Here is a 24,368-nt window from a genome sequence, read left to right as displayed (position 1 = left end):
ACAATGGTATTAAGTGATACAAAATTAAAATCAATATTAAATAAAACTTATATTGGGTTGCCTGAGTTAACCGATGGTGATGGTTTAGGCGTAAGAATATCACAAAAAGGAACAATTGCATTTCAATTTCGTTACAGATGGAACTGAAAAGCTCAAAGAATGACAATAGGGCGCGTTATCCATCATTATCGCTTAAAGATGCTAGGATTTTAGTTGATGAACTGAGAGACCTATATAACAAAGGAATAGAACAAAAAACACAACCAAGCAAACGATAAAAGTCTGATTTTGAATGCCTGCCTTGATTATTGAATGGAAAAAATATGTATCAACGCTAGAGATAAAACTGCCACACTATTTCAAGCTGTTGTATGCAAACATTTTTATAATCAATTTCCTGATATACCTGTTAATGAAATACCTGTGCGTGACATGGTCACTTTCTTTTGAAAAGCAAGAACAAGTTAATTGTAGGAAAACGCCTTATGAGTTTTTAGAGGATTATTTTAGCCATGAAGTGTAAACAACTCGGCGTTTTCCTACACTTAATTAATTTTCACCCCAAAATTCCTCAAAAAAGCTAGCCAAGCTTTTTTAAAACGGTTATACTTTCACCGATTTTAAAAATCAGCTTATTTAATAAGCAAATAGATATAAAAAATCGAAATAAAACATAAATTTACTTGACAGGTGAACAGTAATGCATTATCATTTTAGACACCAGCACTGGCAAACCAATGTCTTAAATTTATCAAATAGATGCATCAGATGCGTTTTTCCTCTTGCCTCGTTTATATTCTCGAAGTTATTTCTCAAATCACTATCAAAATTATCCCGAAAAGTACTATTGGCATTGTTATTATTGTCATGTTTATGGCATTTGCCAGCATTGGCAGGTCAAAATGGTCGAGGGGATAATCGTAGTGATGCCATAATACTACCAGCGTTACAATGGGGAGAGCTCAAGTATGTAAGACCTATTCTTGAATCCTACAGACAATTCAGGTTTACTATCCCTGGTATATGGGATCCAGATTATGGAGCCTTAGTCCAATCAACCAATCCGGCATCATATGCGCTAAATTTTCCAACTACAGGAGCTGATGGACTTTATTTTTATTTACTCATGGTTGGAGAGGTCGATGAATTGATATGGGAGTCATCCCCGAATGAGGGGATCATCACCATATTGTTGGAAAGAGTAACAGAAATGCGATGCTTAGAGATCGAATTTGATGTGTGTAGAGGTATAAATAGAAGCATGTCTTTTCTTAAGGTTACGCTAAAAGGTCCAGCGACAACAAACTCTCAATGGCAGAATCCGTACCCAAGTCGAATTGCTGTGCCAAGGTTACCACAGACCTTTGAGATAATAGGTAGAGATAGCGGGGGGAACGAGGTAATTAAATATGGGTTTGTCCTGCAGAAGTGGTTTGTGATCCGTGGAGATTATAAATATGATCCGAGGAAAGGGTGGGGGGGGACCTTTCAAGAGCAAGAAGCTTGGTGTCCTAGTTTGGGGTATCGTTTGACACAGGTCAAAGACCTGACCAATGCTGTTTGTATTGATCGGGGTGATGGTAAGGATTCTACCAACCCCTACTTTAAGTGTCCAGGTAGTAAGTTCGGTGCCATGCCGTCGTCACCTAATAATCGTGCCCAGCGCCGAATAGGGGCTGGATTTGTAACTGAGTGGGGATGGCCGACGAATTATATTCATCATTTCTACCCCGCTATATGGATTTGGACGAGTGATTGGGCGGGGGATAGTGACCACGTGTACGGAACGGACACGTCCAGTGGATCTGTGATGAGAGATTGGAAAGGCAACTATAGAAATACTGTTTGCGTTACTCCTTAGTCTTTATTTGTTAATCTGCAGGAACACGCCGATATTCCTACTGGTTAAAGGAACAAAAAGGTTCAAGCGAGCTTTCTTTAGCTCGCTATAAATGGCCTAGCGACTGACCATAAAGCGGTTAGCCAAATCAGTTGCGGTTATTTTTCTTTATGATATAGACGTCATATTTCTTGTCTATGATAAGGCGTTAATGTTGTTTTTTTATGTATATTCATTACTATGTTTTCTCTAATTACTAAAAACAACACGAGGAATTTCTACCCCCAGCAGTTGTCAGTAGCGTTGGCATCGTTTATTTGGTTAATAAAATCGCTGGATTGTTCGGTTGATGTAACTGGCGCAGCATTGACAATAAAGTGACTTTTTTTATTTCTTCTGTTAGTTCAACGGGATTTGCTGATGTATATGGCATGCTAATTCTGGTAAAATCAATTTATTGTAGATAATAATACTGATCAGAATCAAAATGTCTATTAATTTAGAACAATTAAGGCAAACACAACAGACGTTAGCAAAACAAGTTATATTAACCGATGCGTTTTGTCAGTCGGTTAAATTTATTGGTGGAACCGATGTCGGTTTTGAGGATGATGGTCATGTGACTAGAGCTGCAATTGTTGTTCTTACTTATCCTGATTTTAAGGTTGTTGAGTACCATATTGCTCGAATAAGAACACAGTTTCCTTATATTCCCGGTTATTTATCTTTTCGTGAGTATCCAGCACTGATCGAGGCATGGCAGCAGGTAACTCAGAAACCCGATTTATTGTTCGTTGATGGACAAGGGGTTGCTCACCCTCGACGTTTAGGTATTGCCAGTCATTTAGGTTTGTTGCTAGATATGCCAACGATTGGAGTGGCTAAAAAAAAGTTGTGCGGTCAGTATAAACCATTGCCAAAACAAGCAGGTAGTGTCACGCCTTTGCAAGATAAGCAAGACCAGATTGGTTGGGTGCTATGCAGTAAAAATAATTGCAATCCTTTATTTATTTCGGCCGGTCACCGAGTGAGTCAAGATAGCGCTTTAAAATGGGTTAATTTATGCTTGCGTGGCTATCGCTTGCCTGAACCAACGCGCTGGGCTGATGCGATTGCGTCAAATAAACCTTTGTTTAAGAAGTTTAAACATGCACAATAATCCATTACCATTAAAAAAAGGTGGCTTTACCTTTAAACGTTTTTTTGTTGGGCACGACAAAAGTCCAATGAAGGTAACAACTGATAGTTGTTTGTTAGGCGCATGGGCGCCCATTCGTTCTGCTCCGCAAAAAATACTGGATATTGGCTGCGGTTGTGGCGTAATTGCGTTGATGTTAGCTCAGCGATTAGAACATAATCACTGTCAAATTGATGCGATTGATATTGATGTGCAGGCAGTGGCACAATGCCAGCAAAATAGCCAACAAGCTGGGTTTACCTCGGTTAATGCGATTAATATCGATATTAATCAATTTGAGCCAAGTCATGCCGTGGGCTATGATTTGATTGTGACAAATCCTCCTTATTTTGAATCAGCTGTTGATTGTCGTAATCCACAAAGGCAATTAGCACGTTATACCGAAAGTTTAAACTTTCAACAGCTTATTGACACGGTTAAGCGTTTATTAAACCCCGCAGGTCAATTTTGTTTAGTTTTGCCTTATCATTTATCTAATCAGTTTAGGTTATTATGTGAATCTAATCAGTTATATTTACACGAATTGATGAATGTTAGATATAGTGCAGATAAAGACTTTTCGTTGTCGTTGATGGCTTTTTCATTAATTCAGTCTAATAAGGTTAATTCGCAGGAATTGTGTATGCGAGAGGATGATGGGCGTTATTCACAAGAGTTTAGACGGTTGTTAGCTGATTTTTATCTGTTTCGAAAATAACGCTTAGATGCTTACTTATTTTTAATTTCATAGTGAATCTAAGTTATTTAATAGTAAGTAATAAATCTTGATAAAAGAAATTTTCATCCTCAAAAGTTAAAGCATAAAATTAATGTTATATACAAATATAACTTATTATTTAAGTCGCTTGTATTCCTTTTATATATTCGTATTTTTTGCTCATATGAGGCTATTTGAGATTGTCAAAAAGCCTCGACTAAATATGATCAGATCAAGAAGTATAAAATAGCGATGACAGCTAATAGGATAATTGCAATAGCATACACTTTGTCGTGCAAATAACTAAATGCTGGTAAAGATCGTTCCTTTCTGGCATAGAGGTAAAAACATAGTCCCACGCTATAGAGTATCATGGAAAGTAATAAATAAGTTGTACCACCAGCATAAATCAACCATACTCCATAAATCGATCCTAAAGCGCCAATTATAATTAAATAGGCTTTGCCTTGTTGAATAGCCAGTTTGGAAACGAAAAGTGCCGAAAGCAAGTAGGGGATCAGCACCATTGAGGTTGATAACTGGATTAAGGTGTTGTAGCCCGATTGATTGAAATGAGCAAGGATAATTAATACCGTTATTAAGCTTGTTGTTAACCATAATGCGTTGAAAGGTGTACCCGCTTTGTTGAGTTTACCAAAGCAACTTGGCACCGTGTGCTGTTTGCCTTGGCCGCTTAAAAATAGCATTTCGGCAGCTAGCATTAGCCACGATAATAATCCACCACTGACCGACACGATTAAGCCGATATTGATCAAGGTTGCACCCCAGCTACCAATGACACGTTCAATGACTAAGGCCATTGATGGGTTTTTCATTTGTGCCAGTTCTTGCTGTGGCACAATGCCAAGCGATAACACAGATACGCAAATAAGTAATAAACTGGTAATGGCAAAGCCAAAAAAGGTTGCGCGACTAATACTAATGATATTTTTGGCTCTTTTGGCATAAACCGTTGCGCTTTCAATCCCTAAATAGACCCAAACGGTATAAAGCATGGTGTTTTTAACTTGATCAATAATTGATCCTAATTGCGCAGTTCCCCAAAAGTCGATCTTAAATGTCGATATTTTAAAGGCTAGGCTAACACAAACAATAAATAAACCAATAGGCACAATTTTAGCCAATGTCACTAAACAATTTAATAAGAAGGCACGATATATTCCTTTCAATACAAAATAATGTACTATCCATAACAATAAAATAGCCGCAATAACTGCTGGTAACGTGGTGCCATGACCAAAAAAGCTCAAGCAGTCAAAAGATCCTAATGCGCTAAATAAAATAACTAAGTAGCTAGTACACGACATCCATGCCGATATCCAGTATCCCCATGCTGCATTAAAGCCGATATAATCGCCAAATCCTTCTCGCACATAGCCGTATAATCCATCATTGATTTTGTAAAATCGGATCGATAAATACTGAAATATCCGTGTTAGCATAAACATGCCCAAAAGGGTTATTGTCCATGCAATTAAAATCCCTGCAGTGCCTGACCCTTCGGCCATGTTTTGTGGTAGGCTAAAAATTCCACTCCCTACAATACTGCCAACAACTAATAGGGTAAGGGGAAGTATGCCTAGCTTTTTTTGTATTGGTGTATTCATAATTTGCTTATTGTTGAGTTGAGTATTAGCAGTTTTTCATTCAATCATTTTAAAATCGTAATGACATGCAACTTACGCCACCATCTATTTTTTGATATTCAGAGGTATCCACTTCGATAACTTGGTAACCAAGCTTTGCGATTTTGCCTTTTGTGATTGGGTAGCCTGCTGGCATAATAACGCGGTCGTTAACCCATATGCAGTTAGCCGCATAACTTTCTTGCTCAGGGATTTCAATAATATTAAGGTGTTGGAATTCGGGTTTAGTGATAAATTCGCCTGCTGCTAATAAGTTGTTATTCTCTAAATAAGCAAGACCAGTTTTTAGATGTAACACTTTTTCGAGTTTAACCACCGAGCCCGTTAATCCATACTTTTCTAAAATAGCTATCATTTGGTTAGCGCCAGCTAGGTTGGTTCGAGCCGATAAACCAATGTAGTAGTGGTTTTCAACCATCATTATATCGCCCGCTTCAACTGTACCGGGTGCGTTAATTCTTTCCACTTTATTCGGATAAAATCTTTCGATGGTCTCAGCAATAATTTCAGTTTCTTCCCTGCGGCTTTCGGCTCCCGGTCTTGTAATAATGGCACAATATGGCGTACAAAGGACTGCATCTTCAACAAATACTGAATCTGGAAAGCGTTCATCAGCGGGTAAAATGGTGATGTCAACATCGCACTGCTGTAATGCACGAATATAATTATTATGTTGATCTAAGGCTTTTTGATAATCTGGTTTGCCCAAGTTAGCTGAAGTTAAACCGTTAATAAGTGATTTGGCGGGAATTCTTGTAATAATGTGGTTAAATTTTTTCATTTTATTTCCTTTTAAATAATTATGCTTAATTATTGAATAATAATTCACATTTAAAGCTTAATCAAGATGTGAAGTGTATTTTTATTCGTTTTAGTTGGTTTTTTTATTATTTTCTTGTTTTGATCGGTACAGCTGAATTTAGATGAAGTGAGGCGTGCATATCTATTTTTTGTATACAACAAAAATAACTTACGGGTTTGCGGGTTTGATTTTAGAAAGGAAAAGAAATGAATGGTACTTAAAATGAAAAAAGGGCACCAAGCGTGCCCTTAATAGTAATCATTATTCTCCGTCAAAATTAACTAAAGTAAAGCAATCAATCCCCATATCCGTTAACTTGGATTTGCCACCTAAATCTGGTAAGTTGATCACAAATGCAGCATTTTCGGCAATACCACCAGCTTTCCGAATTAAGTTAGCTGTTGCAGCGATTGTTCCACCAGTAGCGAGTAAATCATCAATAATTAATACCCGTTCACCTGGTTTAATGGCATCTGTGTGAATTTCTAATGTGTCTGTGCCGTACTCAAGTTGATATTCCTCTTTAAACACGTGACGAGGTAATTTATTAGGTTTACGAACAGGAATAAAACCTACACCCAATGCTAACGCAATTGGTGCTGCAAAAATAAACCCTCGCGCTTCTGTGCCAACAACTTTATCAATTTTTTTATTACGATAATGATCAATTAGTAATTCAACAGTGGTTTTAAATGCAATAGGATCAGCAAGTAAACTGGTGATATCACGAAACAAAACCCCTTCTTTTGGGTAATTGGGAATGGTAAGAATGCTGTTTTTAATTAATGCAAGTTTTTCTTGTAACTGATTCATTTAAATGCTCTCTAAGCCTTTTCTATAAGAGTTGCTAATTTTTCATTATATACCTGCAAACTTTTTAGTTGCAATAAAGAAACCGTAATATCATGCTAAAAACTAGCAATACTTATCAATTAGTATATTTGTTTCATTAGTAAAATCGTAATTAATCATTAAATGATACCATGCCGTAAAAAATTCTTTTTAAACACTTTATGTTTTTTTAAAATTTTTACAAATACATTTAATTTTGCTTTGAGTGATTTTTTTCATGTTCAATTAACCAGCGTTTTCTTTCTAATCCTCCGCCATATCCCATTAATTCACCATTTGATCCAATGACCCTGTGACAAGGTATGATAATTGCGACTCGATTAAACCCATTTGCGTTTGCAACTGCACGTATAGCATGTGGATTATTGATGTTTTCTGCTTGTGCTTTATAGGTAGTTAGTTTGCCATAAGGGATCTGCTTTAAACTGTCCCAAACGGTTTGCTGAAAATCTGTTCCTGGTGTATGCAAATTGACACTAAAATGTTGTCTTTTTCCTTGAAAGTACTCAGTAATTTCTTCTTTTGCTTGTTTTATATGCTGGTTATCTCCAAAAATTATCTGCAATTTTAACTGTTTTTGCAGCTGTTCGAATTCGGTTTCTAACATTCGTCTGTCGACAAATTCTAATAAGCAGATCCCTTGATTAGTGGAGCATATAAACATAGGTCCTAATGGCGTTGTTAAGCGATTAATTAGGATAATGTCTTGGTTAATGCTTATTAATGGGGCATTTTTGGTGATTTTTTTATAGGTATATCCAAAGCCACTTAAAGATTCATATCCTGTATCATAAGCGGTATTAATGACATTTTTGCCGATTTTAAGCTCTTGAAAGGCATGATTAATTCGATACATTCTTTGGTAGGATTGGAAAGTAATACCATAGTGTTTTTTGAACCAGCGTCTGACTGTTTCGGGAGTTATTTGATGTTCTTTTAATTGTGTATCCGATATTTTTGTTTTGGGATTTTGTGTAATTAATGTAATAGCTTTAACAACTTCTGGTGGTGCTTCATTTGCGTTTTCAGTTGGTTTACAAATTTTACAAGGACGATACCCTGCATCAAGGGCTTCTTTAAAAGTACTAAAAAATTCTACATTTTCAAATTTTGGTTTCTTTGCTCGGCAAGTCGCAATACAAAATATCGATGTTGTTTTAACGCCTGCGTAAAATATCCCGATATAGTGCGCATCCTTTGCCAGTAAAGCTTGATAATATTGTTTTATTTTTTCGACATTAGTAATAAGCATAATTTTTAAAAGTCCCAATTTTAGTTAATTTAATAACTGAGGAATTAACAATCCGGTAGCATATTAAATAAACACGAAGCGTTGCAACCGAAAAAAAGACAACTATTTTTTATTTTGTTGTTTAGTTTGATTTGAACTTAACTATTATTAGTGATAGCAAGATTAGCGCTTGGCACAAATGTAGCTTATTTAATATTTAACCATTGGCATTATTTATAAAAAACCTTAATCATCTAATGATATTTTTAGATTAAGGTCTTTTGTTTAATTTGCGTATAAAGGTGAAGAGTTTAATGATTTAGCCACAAAACTATGGATTGAGAGTTCTTTAAGTTTGTTTTGAATGGTTAATGCTTGCTGCTTTGATTCACACTGTGTAAAAACACATGCACCGGTGCCGGTTAATCGAGTAGTACCATATTGAGAAAGGTAAGTAATTATATTGTCTACTTTAGGATAGCGTTTTCGAACAATGCTTTCACAATCATTTTGCAATTCGTTAAACGGCAATGAAAGCAAATCAGTGATGTTTTGGACCGGTGTGTTACGAGTTAGCTCAGGATCATTAAAAATTTTAACTGTAGATATTTCAATATTAGGGTAAGTGACTAGGTACCAATATTCTGGTATATCTATAGGTTGAAATTGATCGCCAATTCCTTCAGCAAAAGCAGCATGTCCATAAATAAAAATAGGGACATCGGCACCAATGTTTCGCCCTATATCCATTAATGTTTCAGTGGATAAGTTAAGTTGCCATAACTGATTAAGAGCCACTAATACCGTCGCCGCATTGGACGATGCGCCTCCCAATCCTCCTCCCATAGGGATCTTTTTATCAATTGCGATATCTACACCTAGATCATTGCGATTGGTATAATTTTTTAATTGTTCAGCGGCAATGACAATTAAATTTTTATTAGCTGGTATGTTTGCAAAATCGGTTAATAAGTTAATCTTGTTATCTTTGCGTGCACTAAACGTTACGGTGTCACAATAATCAATAAATTGAAACAACGTTTGTAAATTATGATAGTTGTCTGCACGACGACCAGTAATATATAAAAATAAATTTAATTTAGCAGGAGATAACCACTGTTTCATCACTATTTTCCGTTATTTTAAAATCCAGTCACTAATTTTTAAGCGGACAAGTTCGTCATCATGCGTAAGTTCGATAGTAGCTGGCAAATCAATTTTTTGATTTTTATAGGTGTAAGCTGCGTAACTTGGAATTTTTAATGTCCACTTATTATTATTTTGCACAAATATTGTTGATATTAATCGCCCTGAATTGTCTAATTTGTCAGTATTGATATTGTCTGAAAAACCTTTTAGCCAATTGTGTAAAGAATTAAGTGGGATATTTACATTAGATATTTTTTTCATGAGATTTTCAACATTGACATCTTGGTAGCTTCCACCATGTTTATCAATCAATTGAGCATAATTAGGCTCTGCGTTTAAAGTTAAAATGTTGGTACCAACCGGTGAGGTCAATTTGACTTGGTAATTATCGGTTGATTGTTGAGTTATCAAAAATCGTCCATAACTACGCGATTTATCACTTATATAAGCGATACTACCTTTTACTTGAAAAGCGTTTATTTGTTTTAGATTTTGTTGATGAACTTGCCATTGTTGCGCAACCGACGTATTGTTTTGAGATTTCGTTGTTTGGCAAGCTGTGATAAGTAACGGTAGCATGATAATAAAAGCATATTTAATTTTAGACATGGCATAACTCTTAGTTGTATTTGTCAACGATGGCAGTATTATAACTGATTATTTGCTGAATAAGAAAAAGAACCTTTTATTGTTTTTTATGTATAATATGAGTTTTAAGAACGCTGAATAAAATAATTATATCTAATATAACCTACAAAAAAGAAGCGATGCAATGTCCATTACAATTTTTGGTGTTAATCATAAAACTGCGCCAGTCGCTTTAAGGGAAAGGCTTGCTTTTCCTACTGAGATTGTCGATAAAGCGCTATATAGCTTATACCAACATCCTTTGGTTGAAGGGTGTGTGATTTTGTCTACCTGTAATCGAACTGAAATTTATTTAAGTTATGAGCATCAAACCGACTATCTAAGATTAAAACAGTCGGTAGAAAGTTGGTTGGGGCAATTTCATCATCTTGATATTGAGCTATATCAAGACTCACTTTATTGGTATGACGGTCAACAAGCTATTGAGCATTTGATGTCGGTGGCTAGCGGTTTAGACTCAATGATCATTGGTGAGCCACAAATTTTAGGGCAAGTTAAGCAGGCATATAGTTTTGCTCAAAAACAAAACTGTTTATCTGTCCAATTAAAAAAACTATTTCAAACAGTATTTCATGTGGCAAAAATTGTCCGCAGTGAAACCAATATTGGTGCTAATACGGCATCTGTTGCTTATGCCGCTTGTTTAGTTGCTCGTCATATTTTTGTTGATACTTCTAGTTTAAATATTATGCTTGTTGGAGCAGGGGAAACGATAGAGCTTATCTCGCGCTATCTAAAACCGCATGGGTTTAATCACGTCATTATTGCCAATCGTACCCGTGAAAAGGCATTAAAACTTGCGGCTGGTATCGATGCAGAAATCATTTCATTGCCTGATATCGCTAATCGACTTAAAGATGTTGATATTGTGATTAGTTCAACAGCAAGCCCTTTACCTATCATAGGTAAAGGCATGGTCGAACGCACCTTACATGCTAGAAATTATCGTAAAATGCTGTTTATTGATTTAGCTGTGCCTCGTGATGTCGAGGAAGAGGTTAATCAGCTCAATAATGTGCATCTTTACACTATTGATGACTTACAAAAAACGGTTGAAAGTAATTTAGAGCAACGCGCTATTGCCGCTAAAGAAGCGCAATATCTTATTCAAGAACAAGCTGAACATTTCATTGATTGGATTAAAACTAGACATGCAGTTGCTTATGTTAAGCAGTATCGTAGTAATGCGGAAAGTATTAAGCGTGAATTACAAATAAAAGCTTTAAATGCTATCAAGCAGGGTGCTAATATTGATGATGTTTTTGCTGAGTTTTCCCATCGTTTAACCAATAAATTAATCCATGCACCGACTCAAACATTGCTCCACGCAGCAACACATGATTGTGATGACTGTTTTAAAGTGCTTAGTAAAGGTTTAGGTTTAAAAGAACATTAATAAATATATCGAATTGCCTAAAAGACGAGGAATAATTTGGATCAGATTGAATTTTTTGATATCCCAAGCCCTTGTAAACGGGTTTGCGAAACTGATAAACAAGGCTATTGTATTACCTGCTATCGCTCAAGAGACGAACGCTTTAAGTGGTTAACCTTGAGTGATAGCCAAAAGCAAGATGTTTTGCGTTTATGCAAACAACGGGCAGCAAGGCGTCGTTATTTATTATCACAGCAACAACGACAACCACAATTAAATCCAATCACATCACAATTTGATCTTAATTTCTGAAAAATCTATTTAGTTCTGTTTAATTGTATATTGTAATCTTGTGTAACTAAGAGTAGGCTTTTTTATACATATAATAAAGATGGCAATTATTAAGTCACTTTTTAAATTTTATTGGGACTTAGAATATGAAAATGTGTATTGCTTGTGGCATGCCAATGACAGCTATTGCTGATTATCCGTTGCTTGATATGTCAAAAAGCTATTGTAAACATTGTGCTCGTAAAGATGGCACAATGAAAACATTTGACGAAAAATGGTATGAAGTCACATTACAATATGCTAAAAATCATAATGTTGATAACGCAGTGGCTAAGCAAACGGCTTACATAATCCTTAAAAAATTACCCGCATGGAAACCTAGACGGTAGCTTGTTTTTTAGGCATATAAAGCACTTTACGAGAATACTTGTTGCAGATATTGCAAAGCTAAGTATAATGCTAACGTTTACTTATTTACACGTTTAATGCCAGTGTGGCGAAATTGGTAGACGCAGCGGATTCAAAATCCGCCGCCCTTAAAAGCGTGTCGGTTCGAGTCCGACCACTGGCACCAAGTCCAAAAAAAGAACACCAGCTAAAAGCTGGTTTTTTTATGTCCAAAATCTCATCAAGACACGATTCTACAATATTTAGTGTGTTAACTGACTCTACCGAAATCAATCCCAATTGACCCAAATCGATCACAAAACTGAACGTGATAGCGCAATCATTGATCGAAAAGATCGATATGACAATATTCCTCTATTCATTAATTGTAGGAATTACTCGCGTTGTTTATAGTAATTTAAGAAACGACAGTGATGAATATACATAAAACTAACGCCTATATCATAAAAAAATTTCCGTCCCGATTTAGCTAAACTTTTTATGGTCAGGCGTCTAACCATTTATAGCACCGAAAGAGCTCATTAAGTATTAAATAACATAACTCTCATAGAATATAAAACATGAAAACAGTTAGTATCATTTTCTAGGTGAGCAGTGTGCTCACTATGGATATTTACACAGATGTCGTTTTTTAGGCTCTATTTTTTGTAAAAAATATTCAGGATTCTATACCGTTTGGTGATTAATTTAGACTTGGTAGTATCCCATTTGTCAAAATGCGTAATCTCTATCGTATCAATTAAAAATTCACGAAATTTGCTAGCTATCAAATGAATGGGTAAGTTGAAAACGTGGTTCGTATTTTAATGCAGAGGTAGCATAATTAGCGAATAGTTAACTATTCAAAGGATAGGAAACAAAAATTTAAGTGATTTCTGGCAAAATGCGTATAAATTTTTTGAAGATTATTTTTATCAGGAAGTATAAACAACCTGATGTTTCCCTACAGCATTTCGAATTTATGGTATTACTACAAATAATATTAAAAATGATAGCCAAAATAGTTGTTTTATCAAATTTATGATAATATTTGGTTCCTTTTAAAACCTTTATAAAAAATTAATGCGATGAAAAAAATAAAATATTCTTTGTTGTTAATTTGCAACATAACATTGGCCGGTTGTTTTGGTTCAGATACATCTTCGTCTAGCTCAGTTGATCGTATGATTGACAATCCAACTCCAAACGAAATAAAAGTTATTGTGGATGGAAAAGAATTAACCATTCCAGCAAAATCAAGTGTGAATTATACATTTGAGTACGGTAAGCATACATTGTCTTATGGTGATCAATCGTTAAATTTTATAGCTAAACCTTCAACAACTGATAGTTCTGGATTAATTAATCCTACTCAAAGTAACTATTATTTGTTAACTACTTTCTATACAACTTCAAATGTGAGTGATGAAACTTATGATAAGTTGATAGCTAAACATTTAAATTCAGTTCCTGTAATTATTAACGGTGAACAACAAGAGCTTGAAATGCCGGTTAAAGTTATTAATGATGTTTTTATTGAACGTCAAAAGGATTTTTGGGATTATTCCGTTGATGAACCTTATCCAGATGAAGTGACTTTGCGAGGAAAGGGGCAATTTCAATCTCAAAAAATTAAATTATTCCGCGAAGACAGTTTTATTGAATCTTTGAAATCAGAAGGACTTAATGAAAAAATAAACTTCATAAATCAACATCCTACATTTTCTGAGATCAAGAAATATACGATTCCAAATGTTCAGTTAGATGCGATTGCCTGCAAAAAAGGCCGTGAATTTGTGGAAACTCAATTAAATGATTGGAATAAGTTTTTTACCTCGACAGGTAAAGACTTAGCATCTTTATATAAACAGTTAACATCGAATGAAACTTTTCAAACAAAACATGCCATTATGAAAGAATGCACATCGGAAGGAGATACGAATCGAAGTTATCAATCAGCGACAAGACAACTTGAGGAAGCATTCGATGAAACTAACCAAATCAATTTTTTTGTTACTCAATAAATAAATTAAATACTTTTAGTATAAGGTAAATTGTTATTTAGCATTTTAGCTGTATAAGCATAAAACGAGTATGAACATAAAAGAGCTGTGTTTCAGAACATGGCTTTTTTATTGTCATGTATGATGATGGTTTTTTTATTGAAAAAACGGGCATAAGCCCGTTTTAGTGATTGGTTAGTTGTAAACAACTATTGCTGTGAGATGATGCTTATCTTTTGTCCACTTGTTGATACAGCTTGAATATCACGATCATACATAGCTTCACCAAATGCAGGTGGAATGCTGTAGGTTCCTACATTAGTTGCTTTGATTTGATAAGTGAATTTCTGTATTTTATCATTATATGTTGAACCATAGATAATAACACGATCTTCACGAACATCGACATATTCAGGATACCAAGTATTTTCACCTGTTTTTATAGCAATTGGCGAAACCCAGCCATAATTACTATCTTCTTCATAGTCTTCGTATTCTTCAGATTCTTCATCATAATCATCATCTCCTTGAATATATTCGTCATTGTTATCTTCTTTAGGGGTAATTGGTTGTTGCACAACTTCAAAGCCACCCGGTAGTAAATCAATAATTGCGATATTTGTAGCTCCTTCATCTGCTAGTGCGCGTATTTGAACTGTAACATTGATTTTATCGCCAAGTTTGACTTTCTCAACAGGTTTTCCGTCAAGATCTGTGAACTCACGATAGACTTCCATACCCCGTTTAATTGGCTCTTTAGGCGGAGTTGTATCATAACCTTGCTCTGAAAGCATATACCAAGCAGGTAAGCTGGATTTATTAGTTATATTTACTTTAGTATCTTGAGCGGTAAATTTACCTTTGGCTAAGATTCCATTTAAACTTGCAATAACTCTTTGTTTTTCTTGGTCTTTAGATACTGCATTAATTTGAAGGGTTTCACTAGATAAATTTGATTTATTGATACTATGCGAATAACTGCTTAAAGCCAGTATAGTCATTGCGGCTGATTGAGTTGTATATTTTTGTTTATTAAGCATGAGAACCATATTTTCTAATGCTTGTGCTGGAATATCATTTATTTTTTCAGGAAAATGTTTGCTAATTAAATAGATTTTTCCTGCATCAACAACCAGTGGATCATAATAGTTGTTGGTCCACCAAGCATGATCATACGCATCTTCTAACTGTTGCCAAATTGGTTTGAGTAATTTATTTGCTTCTTTATCCATTTTCAGCATCTTATAAGATGATGCTAGATACATTGCTGTAATATCTTTTTTCCATAAATCTGTTTTTCTATTAAGATCGTGAATAGCAGAAGCTAAATAGCTTGTTGTTACCTGATTTTGTCGTGTTAATAAATAGATAGCATAAGCACGGACTCTTAATCCATAAGTATCAGAATAGCTGGATTCGGCAATTGTTTGTAAATATTTATTAGCATTATCAAGCATTTTTTTAGGAACTTTATAGCCCATTTCTTTTGCTTCAAGCATAAAATTTACAGCGTATAGCGTAATAAATGGATTAACATTATATGTTGAATACCATAAACCAATCGCACCTTCACTATTTTGACGAGATTGTAATACTTGAAATAGTTCTGATAGTGAGGAAACTCCTTCTTTTGAAGCCAGATCAAAATCACGATATTTATTCGCGATTAAAATAGGAATTGCGCGACTGACAATCTGTTCAGAACAGTAGTGTGGGTAATCTTGTAAATAGGTATTTAAACCTTTACTTAAGATAAACGGTGAATAAGATACAGCGGCTTCACGTTTACTTAAGTCACTGTACATGTCTCTAAAATCAGTAATTGTTTCCTTTGCACCATCCATTCTTCCCATTTTTGTGATTAATCTGTACTCAGTTAGTGGTCTTATTGAAAGACTAATATCACGAGTAATTGTAATATCATTATAGTTAGCAGAAAAATGAAGATCGGCATTACCAAGTTTATTGGTTGCTTTAAAATTAAATTTTAAAACCCCGTCTTTGCCATTAGCCAATTCAATATTTTTTTTGTTATCGCCCGTAATAGATAGGTTAGGGGTGGTTGAAACCTTAACATTGATTGGGATTGCTTTATCGCCAATATTTTCAATAAGATTAGTTACATTTAAGGTAACTTCAAACTCATCATCTGGTGCAGCAAAATATGGGGCATTAGGTTGTAAAACAATATCGTTATGTACAGTTGTTGACATTTGCGTATGTCCCATTGTTTTATCACCGACCGATACAGCCATGATACGAATTTTGCCATTAAAATAATCAGGGACTTTATATTCAACGGTTTTATCGCCATCGACATCGATAATGCCTGACCAATAGGCTACAGGTTCGTCTACTTTTCGTTTAAATGGATTTAAATGATTTGATAAAACATCATCATTATCACCATCACCACCAGGGGCCGAAGCTGTTATTAGATGACGAAATTCTGGCAATATAAGATCTAGAATTTGCGAGGTTCTTACTGATAGTGCTTTTTTTCGTAAGAAGCTATTTAGTGGATCTTTAAGTTTATAATTTGAAACCTGTAAAATTCCTTCATCTACTGCAAATACAACTGCTTTTTGTGGTGTATTGGTGTGTAAAGTAATTGGTAGTGTATCTCCTGGTTTTATTATTGATGGTGCTTGTAATATAATTTTATCATTAAATTGTTCATTTGAAATTTTGAATGGTATAACCCCGTAACTAAGCGGACTCATAAAAATTTCATCTGAATTAGGATCACGAATAAATTGGACATTAATATAACCATTACCGCCAATGTTTTTTGGAAGCGTTATTTTTTGTACTGAGCTTGTTGTGTCTGTATGAAACCATTTCCAAGCATACACTTTGTCGCGTTCAATAGTAATAATACCACTACCAACATAAGGCGCAGTGATTGAAACTTCTATTTCGTCACCTGGATTATATTGCGTATCTTTAATCTTTAATGCTAATTCCGCATTACGATCTAAATCACGAGTAACATTAGCTTTACCAACAATGGAGTATTTGCTTTGGTAAAGTAATTCGTCTTCTTTATTTTTGATTTGAATAATATAGTTACCAGGATTTTTGCTATCTAATTGATATCTTGTTATATTTTGATTAATCTTAAATGGTTGTTCTGATAGTATCGATTCTTTACGGCGTGACTCATATTTATAAACACCTGAAGACTGTTTGACTAATACTGATAGATATTTTTCTTCAATTAAAACAAGTTTTAGATTAGATAACTCTATTTTTTCTAAAGCTGGATTTATCGCAATAAAATCAATATGACGGACTGAATCTCTGTTAATATATCTTAAATTGCCGTCTGCTTTTGCACCAACCAAATAATCTCTTGGTGATACAAAAGTACTTGCGGTTGCAGCAACACTTCGACCGCTATCTGGTTCGAAAACATCTGTTAACATTCTTAAGGTATAGTTGCCTTCAAAGCTTTTCATGTTGTCATTAAGATTGATTTTTACTACGCCGTTTTCATCTGTTTTTGCGTCATCTAATTCGACTTTAAAGCTATTTCTTACACCAGAGATATTTTGATAAAAATAGTAGTCTTCATATTTTTCAAAATAAGGGGTTGAAGGTTCAAGAATCAATGTATTTGTGACTCGACGATTAGCTGCATCAGTACCAAATAAATTTTTGGCTTTAATTTCAGCTTGGATATTTTCAGGTTTTAACCAACCTTCTTTTATTTCTGGCAATAATTTAAGTGAAACAGCAGTTTTATCTGGTTCAAACTCACGAACTACAACCGAACTTGAACCTAATAGAATTCGTGATTCTTCATCGTCATTTTTTAAATATAAATTAATATACCAATCACCAGTAGGGGATTCATAGTTAGTCTTATAGCTAAGTTCATTAAAACCTGATTTATCTAGTACAATCGCCTTTTTAAGTACTAAATTGGATTTGGGATCATAAATTTCTGCTTCTACCGTGATTCCTTCTAAAGAATTAGTCCATTTTTGGGCTCTAACTATTGTACCTATATGGAATGTATCGCCTGGGCGATAAACTCCTCGATCCGAAAAGATGTGCGAGCGCAATTCTCCACCTTCGACAGTTTCACGAATGCCACCAATATCAAAACGAGATAGATTTAAATTTCTTTCGTAACTTTTGATTGGTAAAAATGATAAATCACGTCCTTTTTCAACAACATATAAAAGTGGTTTAATTCCTTTATAATATTCAGATAATGGTGAAAAGTGGACATGACCATTACTATCTGTTTTTTGGGAAGTAATGGTGACGCCATTCATTCCTAAAACAGAAACTTTTGCTCCATTAATTGGAGCTCCTGAGCTTATTGATTGAATAAATAGATCATTTGATTGATCAAGCGATTTTTTAGCTATAATTCCTAAATCAGTTACGACAATAAAGCGAGAGGCCATAAACTCATATTTAGTATTTTTTTTATCTTTTCCATAAAGTCTTAATAAAAAAACACCACGATTTTTATTGCCATTTGTGTTAGCTGTTAAGTAACGAGTTAAGTCGACATCTGTATATTTAATTTCTTCAGGTGCACCGGTAAAGTCTTTAGTTATGCTATATTTTTCAACAAAATGATCATTATCCAATTCCCCAAAATTCATATCATTAAATTCGTAACTTTGATTAAATGCTACTAAATGTTGAAGTTGTGAAGGGATAACACGATCTATTTCTAACTTCATCTGTTCTACATTGCGCGATACTATAGGTAGTTTTTTCTCGCCAGATAAAGATAATAATGATCCTGATGCAGCAAAATTAAGATAAGTTGGGTAACTAGGTACAGTTAATACTTCTTTATACTGTCCTTTTAGGAAGTAACCTTCTTGAGAAGTTAAAGGTTGATTAACTTCAATATATAGCTCAGAATTTTGTTCTGTTTTTAATTCAAAACTAATTTGGTTTTGATAAGCAAGTTCAGTATCAATTGGTTTTATTGATAAAGGGGTTGCTGTTTTGAGTATTTCTGGTGTTACGTTGAGCTTTGTTTTATAACTACTAGAATAATTGTTGTAATATCGTTCTTTATATAAAACATCTTTATTTTTAGGCAATTTCCAGACTTTGATTGCTTTTAATACATCTTCAGATTTAACTGCATGACTTAGTGATAAAATTAATACTTGTTGTATTTTATCGTTACTTTTTTCAACCAATGTAACTTGGCTATTAGTAATGTTTAAATGATATTTATCAGGCACCTCTACAGCATTAGTCATACTATGGCTTGTAGGACTACCTCCTAATGTCGATATAGTCCCTTCCTTGATAGTGATTTCTAAATAACCATTTTTATTAAGTAAAGGAATCGGAGCACTTTTTACATATGCAATTTTGTCATCGTTTCCATAAGTAACAGTAAAATCGACATTCTTTAAAAATGTATTATCTTCATAAAGAGATAAAGTAATATTTTTCTCAAAACTATTTCTATCAACAGGGTGGCTGAATTGGATTGTATTAATAACGTTTCTAATATTAAGCTCTGTAGGATTTGAGTAAATTTCTCCATAATTTTTAAAATTATATTCGAAATCAGGAGAAATAAAGGAAAAGGTTGCACTATTTTTTTCTAGTTCGCTATTTTCAGCTAATAATTTTGACTTATCCAATACGACTGTATATTCAATACCAAGTGGCCACTTTCTCTCTTTTGGTGTGAATTTTATTGTTGAATCATTTGACCATGTCCATTTCCCCTCAATGTTTGGTGAAATAGTAATACCTTCTGTTATTTCATCTTTATTGATTGATTCAAGGGGAATTGGTGGGCGTTTAGCACCGGTGAATTGGATATATATTATACCGTTACTCGTACTTGGTGGGACTAATTTAGCTGAATAGGTATTTATTACTACAGGTGCTGGTTCAATCGGTTTTGGACGATTTAAGTACCAATGATAGGCATAATTACCAGAAAAGTAAGCGATAGAACCAAGAATAATGCTTGCACCAATTATAGTTTTTATTTTGTTTAATGTAGAACCTATCGCATAGTAAAATCTTTTTGCATTAGGTAGCCAGTTGGGCGTTGACCATTTTATATCACCAATAATCGGTCCAAATAACCAAAAAATCCCTTTTATTAAAATTAACAAAAAAACGAGGAAATAACTAATTATTTCCCAAGCCTTTTGCAGAATACTAAAAGGTAACTGCAAGATAAATTTTAGTAACTCCATTGTTTATTTCCTATTCCTAATATATAAATTTTAAACTAAATTGGTTATAGTTATATCTAAACGCATGCTTTCCTGAAAATGTCTGACAAGTCTTTTTACGGTTTATTTTTTATATGGTGAGTCGTAATTCTAAAAAATATTTATATAATATAGTAATGTGTATAAAAATCTACTCGATATATGAACTGTTTTTATCACTGTATTGGTTTAATTGGACTTTTCTGTTAATAAGCTACCACCATATACTGAAAAATAGTTTACAATCCTATTTAGATAGAATAAAAATAAGTAATAAATTATTATGTATTGCAGATTTAGGTTAAGTAAAGGTGAGTTAATATGCATAACTCAAATATTGATATTAATGATTTCATTATAACTATAGTTGAAAAATTAAGGTTTGCAGAAAAATTAGACCAAAATAGCGTTAATTATCTCTATGATTTACTTGATCAAACTGCAGTTAATTATACGCAACAATCTGATATTCCCAAGCAGCTTGCTTATAGTCTTTTGGTACTACATGATAATTTAGAAGGAGCTTTATATTATTATCACGGTGATGAGCTAGCCTATTTATCTGATATTAATTCGAGAATAAATGGGTATATTGAAAAGATTTTATTGTGAAATGATAATAAAATTAATTAGTTACAGATAAATTATCAATGGAGCAGCAATTGGCAATATTAAAGCAGAAATATAAACAGTTAATGTTATCACCACAAGAATATAGATAGATTAATCCGTTGCAATAACCAACCTGCATATCATTTAAAGTATACTGTTTATGATTATCTTGTTAAAAAATAATGTATATCTATCTGAATGCAATTGATTTTCTACGTACTAGTGTAGTGACAACAATATACTTTAGTTTAGTCCTAAATTTGAGTTATTATAATCATTTCAAATTATTGGCTAGCCGATGGCCATTGCCAATAATCATTATGACTAATAGTCGATATTCATTAAGTTCAATTGGTTAAATTAGAATTCACTACTAATATTAATGAATAAACACAATATTTAGCTAATTTATTCTTATTTTTTTGCAATAAAAACTGCCCGCATTGGAGCAGGGTAGCCTTCAATGGTTTTGGTTAAGTCGGTTGGATCTAAAAAGTCCGCAAGTGAATCCGATGTCATCCATTCTGTTTTACGTTGTTCATCCAAACTGGTGAGTGATATATCAACCAGTTTTGCATCAGAAAATCCACATTTTTCTAACCAATTAATCATTGTTGGAACAGATGGAATAAAATAAACATTCCGCATTTGAGCATAGCGTTCACCCGGCATGAGTGCTGTATGTTCAGCGCCATCAATGACTAATGTTTCGAGTACTAATTGACCATTTTCAACGAGTTGATCTTTTAATTGAAATAAATGATCAAGTGGCGACCTACGATGATATAAAACGCCCATTGAGAAGACTGTATCAAAAGCACCAAGTTTGGGTAGCTGCTCAATGCCAAGTGGTAATAAATGCGCTCTTTGATTGTTACCCAGTAATTTGCGAATAGCCTCAAATTGGCATAGATAAAGTGCCATAGGATCAATTCCAACAGCGAGTTTTGCTCCTGCACCAATCATGCGCCATAAATGGTAACCACTATTACAACCCACATCTAAAACAATTTTACCTTCTAAACTATCAATGTGATTAATTAAGCGTTCCCACTTCCAATCTGAACGCCATTCTGTATCAACATCAATACCATATAAGTGAAAAGGGCCTTTGCGCCATGGCATCATGTTTTTAAGTAGTTGAGTAATTCGTTGCTGTTCACCTATCGAGATAGGTTGTTCACTATTGACAGATACACTATGGAGTAAATCAATTTGATCTGGAATGATAGACGGTAAGTGTTTAATACTGTTGATCCATTGATTAAAACGGTTATCAATATTTTGATTTTGCCAGTTTGCCAGTTGTGCTGGTAAGACTTCTAGCCAGCGACTCAGTTTACTTTTTGCGATAATCTGGTAAAAATTACCAAAGTCAATCATTCTGTTTTCCTTATCAATTAAGCTTAAATCAATCAGTTATTTTATGGCAATGATAGAGCCAAAATTAAAGCATTGAAACCATGTATCTATATGTTTAAAACCAGCTTCAGACAGTCGCTGTTTATGTGTTTCAATTGTGTCTGTTAGCATGACATTTTCTAACATATTACGTTTTTGGCTGATTTCTAGTTCACTGTAGCCGTTAGCACGTTTAAAATCATGGTGCATATTAAATAATAATTCATCGACAGTTGAATCACTAAAGCTAAATTTTTCAGACAGCACTAAAATACCATTAGGATTTAATGCGCTGTAAATGTTATTTAAGATACGTTGGCGATTTGCGGGCGTCAAAAACTGCAAAGTAAAATTAAGTACTACCATTGACGCGTTTTGCATATCGAGGTTACAAATATCATCACAAATTACATCCACTGGCGTATTTGCTTTATAGGATTCAAGGTGCCTTTTACAGCGATCAACCATGGGCTGGGAATTGTCGACCGCAACAATATGGCAGTTTTCGTGATTAACATGACGACGAATAGATAATGTGGCAGCACCTAAGGAACAGCCTAAATCATAAATCGTTGAATTAGGTTGTACAAATCTTTCTGCTAACATGCCGATCATTGAGATGATATTAGAATAACCAGGTACGGAACGCTGCACCATATCAGGAAAAACTTCAGCGACTTTTTCATCAAATGTCCAATCGCCTAATTTATCAATGGGTGTCGAGAATAGCTGGTCTTTTTTGGTATCCATAAAACTAATTGGTACTATAGAAATTAATTCTGTTATCATATCATTTTTTTATATTCAATTGCTCGGATAATTATGGGTTTTGTCGATTTTATTACTATTGTTATAGCGATTGTTGTTAGTGTTTTAATAACTATCTATCTCGGAAAACGATGGCTATTTTGGTTTGATTTTAATTTTATCGGCTATCATCAATTTATTTATTGGATCGTTGTTTTTATAGCTGGATTATCGCTAATCTTTTCTAAAATATTTGATAATATATCAACTTATTGGCTGCCATTATGTTGTAATGTCATTACCGGTTTGATGATTTGCTGCGTTTTTACCTTGCTTATTTTTGACGCTGTACGTTGGCTTAGTAAAAAAAAGGTTAGACCCAATTTATGGCTTAAAATGGTATATATTGTTGTCTCTGTATTATTGTTTTGTTTTGCTCATGAAATGGCAATTAATCCAAAGATTGTTCATTATCAAGTTAAAATTGATAAACCCGCAAAAGTTGAACGTTTACGTATTGTTCAACTTTCCGATATTCATCTTAACGAACTAACGACACATCGATTTATTCAACAAATGGTTGATGAAGTGAATAATCTTAATGCTGATTTTGTTGTGATTACAGGTGATACATTAGATAGACGTTTAAAACCTTTTACACAAAAAGGCTTTGATAAGCAATTTCAACAATTAAGATCAAAATATGGTACTTTTATTATTTTCGGCAATCATGAATACTTAGCTACTAACCTAGAAAATAACCGAGAAGAAGATATTGCGAATGCTTTTAGGCAAGCTGGAATGAAAGTACTAAAGGATGATATCATTTATTTCGATGATATAGGGATTACATTAGTGGGCCGAGATGATTTTTCCTCATTTCGTTATAATGTAAATAGGGCTCCACTGTCAGATCTTATTATGTTTACTAATACTGATTCGCCAATTATTTTATTAGATCATCAACCAAAAGACCTTAATGAGCCGGAAAAACTAGGGGTTGATTTGATGATTTCTGGGCATACCCATGCTGGGCAAATATTTCCTATTAATATTATTGAAAAATTAATGTATAAAAATACTTATGGGTTATATAGAAAAAAAGATCATCATTTTAGCAGCATTGTGAGTAGTGGATATGGATTTTGGGGACCACCAATTCGCTTAATGACTCGTTCTGAGATAGTGGTCATGGATATCGTTTTTGACAAAAATACACACAATGAATAAATATATTTGAACAG

At 34.0% G+C, this 24,368-nt stretch carries 19 protein-coding genes and 1 tRNA gene; 11 read left to right on the top strand and 9 right to left on the bottom strand.

The genetic code is table 11. The annotated features are described in order from the left end of the window. Nucleotides 1-3 precede the first annotated feature (3 nt). The 4 genes from GQ593_RS05705 to GQ593_RS05690 all read left to right on the top strand — a co-directional run bounded on the left by GQ593_RS05705 (nt 4) and on the right by GQ593_RS05690 (nt 3,735). Complete coding sequence (locus tag GQ593_RS05705) at nt 4-147, top strand: Arm DNA-binding domain-containing protein (protein ID WP_160431180.1); 144 nt, start codon at nt 4-6, stop codon at nt 145-147. Between the two features lie 553 nt (nt 148-700). Then, a complete protein-coding gene (locus tag GQ593_RS05700; protein ID WP_160431179.1) occupies nt 701-1,861 on the top strand; it encodes a hypothetical protein in 1,161 nt (386 codons plus the stop codon). Nucleotides 1,862-2,333: 472 nt separating this feature from the next. After that, nucleotides 2,334-2,999, top strand: a complete 666-nt coding sequence (gene nfi, locus GQ593_RS05695) for a deoxyribonuclease V (protein ID WP_442903592.1) — start codon at nt 2,334-2,336, stop codon at nt 2,997-2,999. Further along, nucleotides 2,989-3,735, top strand: a complete 747-nt coding sequence (locus tag GQ593_RS05690; RefSeq protein WP_160431177.1) for a tRNA1(Val) (adenine(37)-N6)-methyltransferase — start codon at nt 2,989-2,991, stop codon at nt 3,733-3,735. Before nfi ends, GQ593_RS05690 begins: the two co-directional genes overlap by 11 nt. 227 nt (nt 3,736-3,962) lie before the next feature. On the opposite strand, the gene GQ593_RS05685 is transcribed toward GQ593_RS05690, so the two are convergent. The 6 genes from GQ593_RS05685 to lolB all read right to left on the bottom strand — a co-directional run bounded on the left by GQ593_RS05685 (nt 3,963) and on the right by lolB (nt 10,045). Then, the gene (locus tag GQ593_RS05685) at nt 3,963-5,363 is read right to left on the bottom strand and encodes a basic amino acid/polyamine antiporter (protein WP_160431176.1); all 1,401 of its coding nucleotides are present in this window, start codon (nt 5,361-5,363) and stop codon (nt 3,963-3,965) included. A 49-nt stretch (nt 5,364-5,412) separates the two neighbouring features. Continuing rightward, nucleotides 5,413-6,183 (bottom strand): dimethylargininase, encoded by a 771-nt coding sequence (gene ddaH / locus GQ593_RS05680; RefSeq protein ID WP_160431175.1) that lies wholly within the window; start codon nt 6,181-6,183, stop codon nt 5,413-5,415. 282 nt (nt 6,184-6,465) lie between these two features. Further along, on the bottom strand, nt 6,466-7,017 hold the full coding sequence (gene apt / locus GQ593_RS05675) for an adenine phosphoribosyltransferase (protein ID WP_160431174.1): 552 nt from the start codon (nt 7,015-7,017) through the stop codon (nt 6,466-6,468). A 229-nt stretch (nt 7,018-7,246) separates the two neighbouring features. Beyond that, the gene (locus tag GQ593_RS05670) at nt 7,247-8,308 is read right to left on the bottom strand and encodes a bifunctional transcriptional activator/DNA repair enzyme AdaA (RefSeq protein ID WP_160431173.1); all 1,062 of its coding nucleotides are present in this window, start codon (nt 8,306-8,308) and stop codon (nt 7,247-7,249) included. Between the two features lie 264 nt (nt 8,309-8,572). Then, the gene (gene ispE / locus GQ593_RS05665) at nt 8,573-9,412 is read right to left on the bottom strand and encodes a 4-(cytidine 5'-diphospho)-2-C-methyl-D-erythritol kinase (RefSeq protein ID WP_160431172.1); all 840 of its coding nucleotides are present in this window, start codon (nt 9,410-9,412) and stop codon (nt 8,573-8,575) included. 12 nt (nt 9,413-9,424) lie between these two features. Next, nucleotides 9,425-10,045, bottom strand: a complete 621-nt coding sequence (gene lolB, locus GQ593_RS05660; RefSeq protein WP_160431171.1) for a lipoprotein insertase outer membrane protein LolB — start codon at nt 10,043-10,045, stop codon at nt 9,425-9,427. A gap of 163 nt (nt 10,046-10,208) precedes the next feature. On the opposite strand from lolB, the gene hemA reads away from it, so the two are divergent. The 5 genes from hemA to GQ593_RS05635 all read left to right on the top strand — a co-directional run bounded on the left by hemA (nt 10,209) and on the right by GQ593_RS05635 (nt 14,161). Beyond that, complete coding sequence (gene hemA, locus GQ593_RS05655; RefSeq protein ID WP_160431170.1) at nt 10,209-11,480, top strand: glutamyl-tRNA reductase; 1,272 nt, start codon at nt 10,209-10,211, stop codon at nt 11,478-11,480. A 36-nt stretch (nt 11,481-11,516) separates the two neighbouring features. Then, entirely contained in the window at nt 11,517-11,771 is a 255-nt protein-coding gene (locus GQ593_RS05650; protein WP_160431169.1) for a DUF1289 domain-containing protein, read from the top strand. A gap of 125 nt (nt 11,772-11,896) precedes the next feature. Beyond that, nucleotides 11,897-12,139, top strand: coding sequence for a zinc ribbon domain-containing protein (locus tag GQ593_RS05645; RefSeq protein ID WP_085247981.1), 243 nt, complete (start codon nt 11,897-11,899; stop codon nt 12,137-12,139). A 98-nt stretch (nt 12,140-12,237) separates the two neighbouring features. Beyond that, a tRNA-Leu gene (locus tag GQ593_RS05640) sits at nt 12,238-12,324 on the top strand. A 901-nt stretch (nt 12,325-13,225) separates the two neighbouring features. Continuing rightward, nucleotides 13,226-14,161 (top strand): hypothetical protein, encoded by a 936-nt coding sequence (locus GQ593_RS05635; protein WP_160431168.1) that lies wholly within the window; start codon nt 13,226-13,228, stop codon nt 14,159-14,161. 188 nt (nt 14,162-14,349) lie between these two features. Here GQ593_RS05635 and GQ593_RS05630 read toward each other — a convergent pair whose 3' ends face one another. Further along, complete coding sequence (locus tag GQ593_RS05630) at nt 14,350-20,346, bottom strand: MG2 domain-containing protein (protein WP_160431167.1); 5,997 nt, start codon at nt 20,344-20,346, stop codon at nt 14,350-14,352. Nucleotides 20,347-20,685: 339 nt separating this feature from the next. On the opposite strand from GQ593_RS05630, the gene GQ593_RS05625 reads away from it, so the two are divergent. Further along, nucleotides 20,686-20,976, top strand: a complete 291-nt coding sequence (locus tag GQ593_RS05625) for a hypothetical protein (protein WP_160431166.1) — start codon at nt 20,686-20,688, stop codon at nt 20,974-20,976. Nucleotides 20,977-21,390: 414 nt separating this feature from the next. Here the strand turns inward: GQ593_RS05625 and cmoB are convergent, their stop codons facing one another. Both cmoB and cmoA read right to left on the bottom strand, forming a co-directional pair. Beyond that, nucleotides 21,391-22,359 (bottom strand): tRNA 5-methoxyuridine(34)/uridine 5-oxyacetic acid(34) synthase CmoB, encoded by a 969-nt coding sequence (gene cmoB / locus GQ593_RS05620; RefSeq protein ID WP_160431165.1) that lies wholly within the window; start codon nt 22,357-22,359, stop codon nt 21,391-21,393. Between the two features lie 36 nt (nt 22,360-22,395). Next, on the bottom strand, nt 22,396-23,166 hold the full coding sequence (cmoA, locus tag GQ593_RS05615) for a carboxy-S-adenosyl-L-methionine synthase CmoA (RefSeq protein ID WP_174786748.1): 771 nt from the start codon (nt 23,164-23,166) through the stop codon (nt 22,396-22,398). 33 nt (nt 23,167-23,199) lie between these two features. Here cmoA and GQ593_RS05610 point away from each other — a divergent pair, with 33 nt between their 5' ends. After that, on the top strand, nt 23,200-24,354 hold the full coding sequence (locus GQ593_RS05610) for a metallophosphoesterase (protein WP_160431164.1): 1,155 nt from the start codon (nt 23,200-23,202) through the stop codon (nt 24,352-24,354). Nucleotides 24,355-24,368 lie beyond the last annotated feature (14 nt).

It is taken from the genome of Gilliamella sp. Pas-s25 (assembly GCF_009795885.1).
In the GTDB taxonomy this organism is placed as follows: Bacteria; Pseudomonadota; Gammaproteobacteria; order Enterobacterales; family Orbaceae; genus Gilliamella.
The sequence above is the reverse complement of the archived record's forward strand: the minus strand, read 5'-3'. Positions and strand labels throughout refer to the sequence as shown.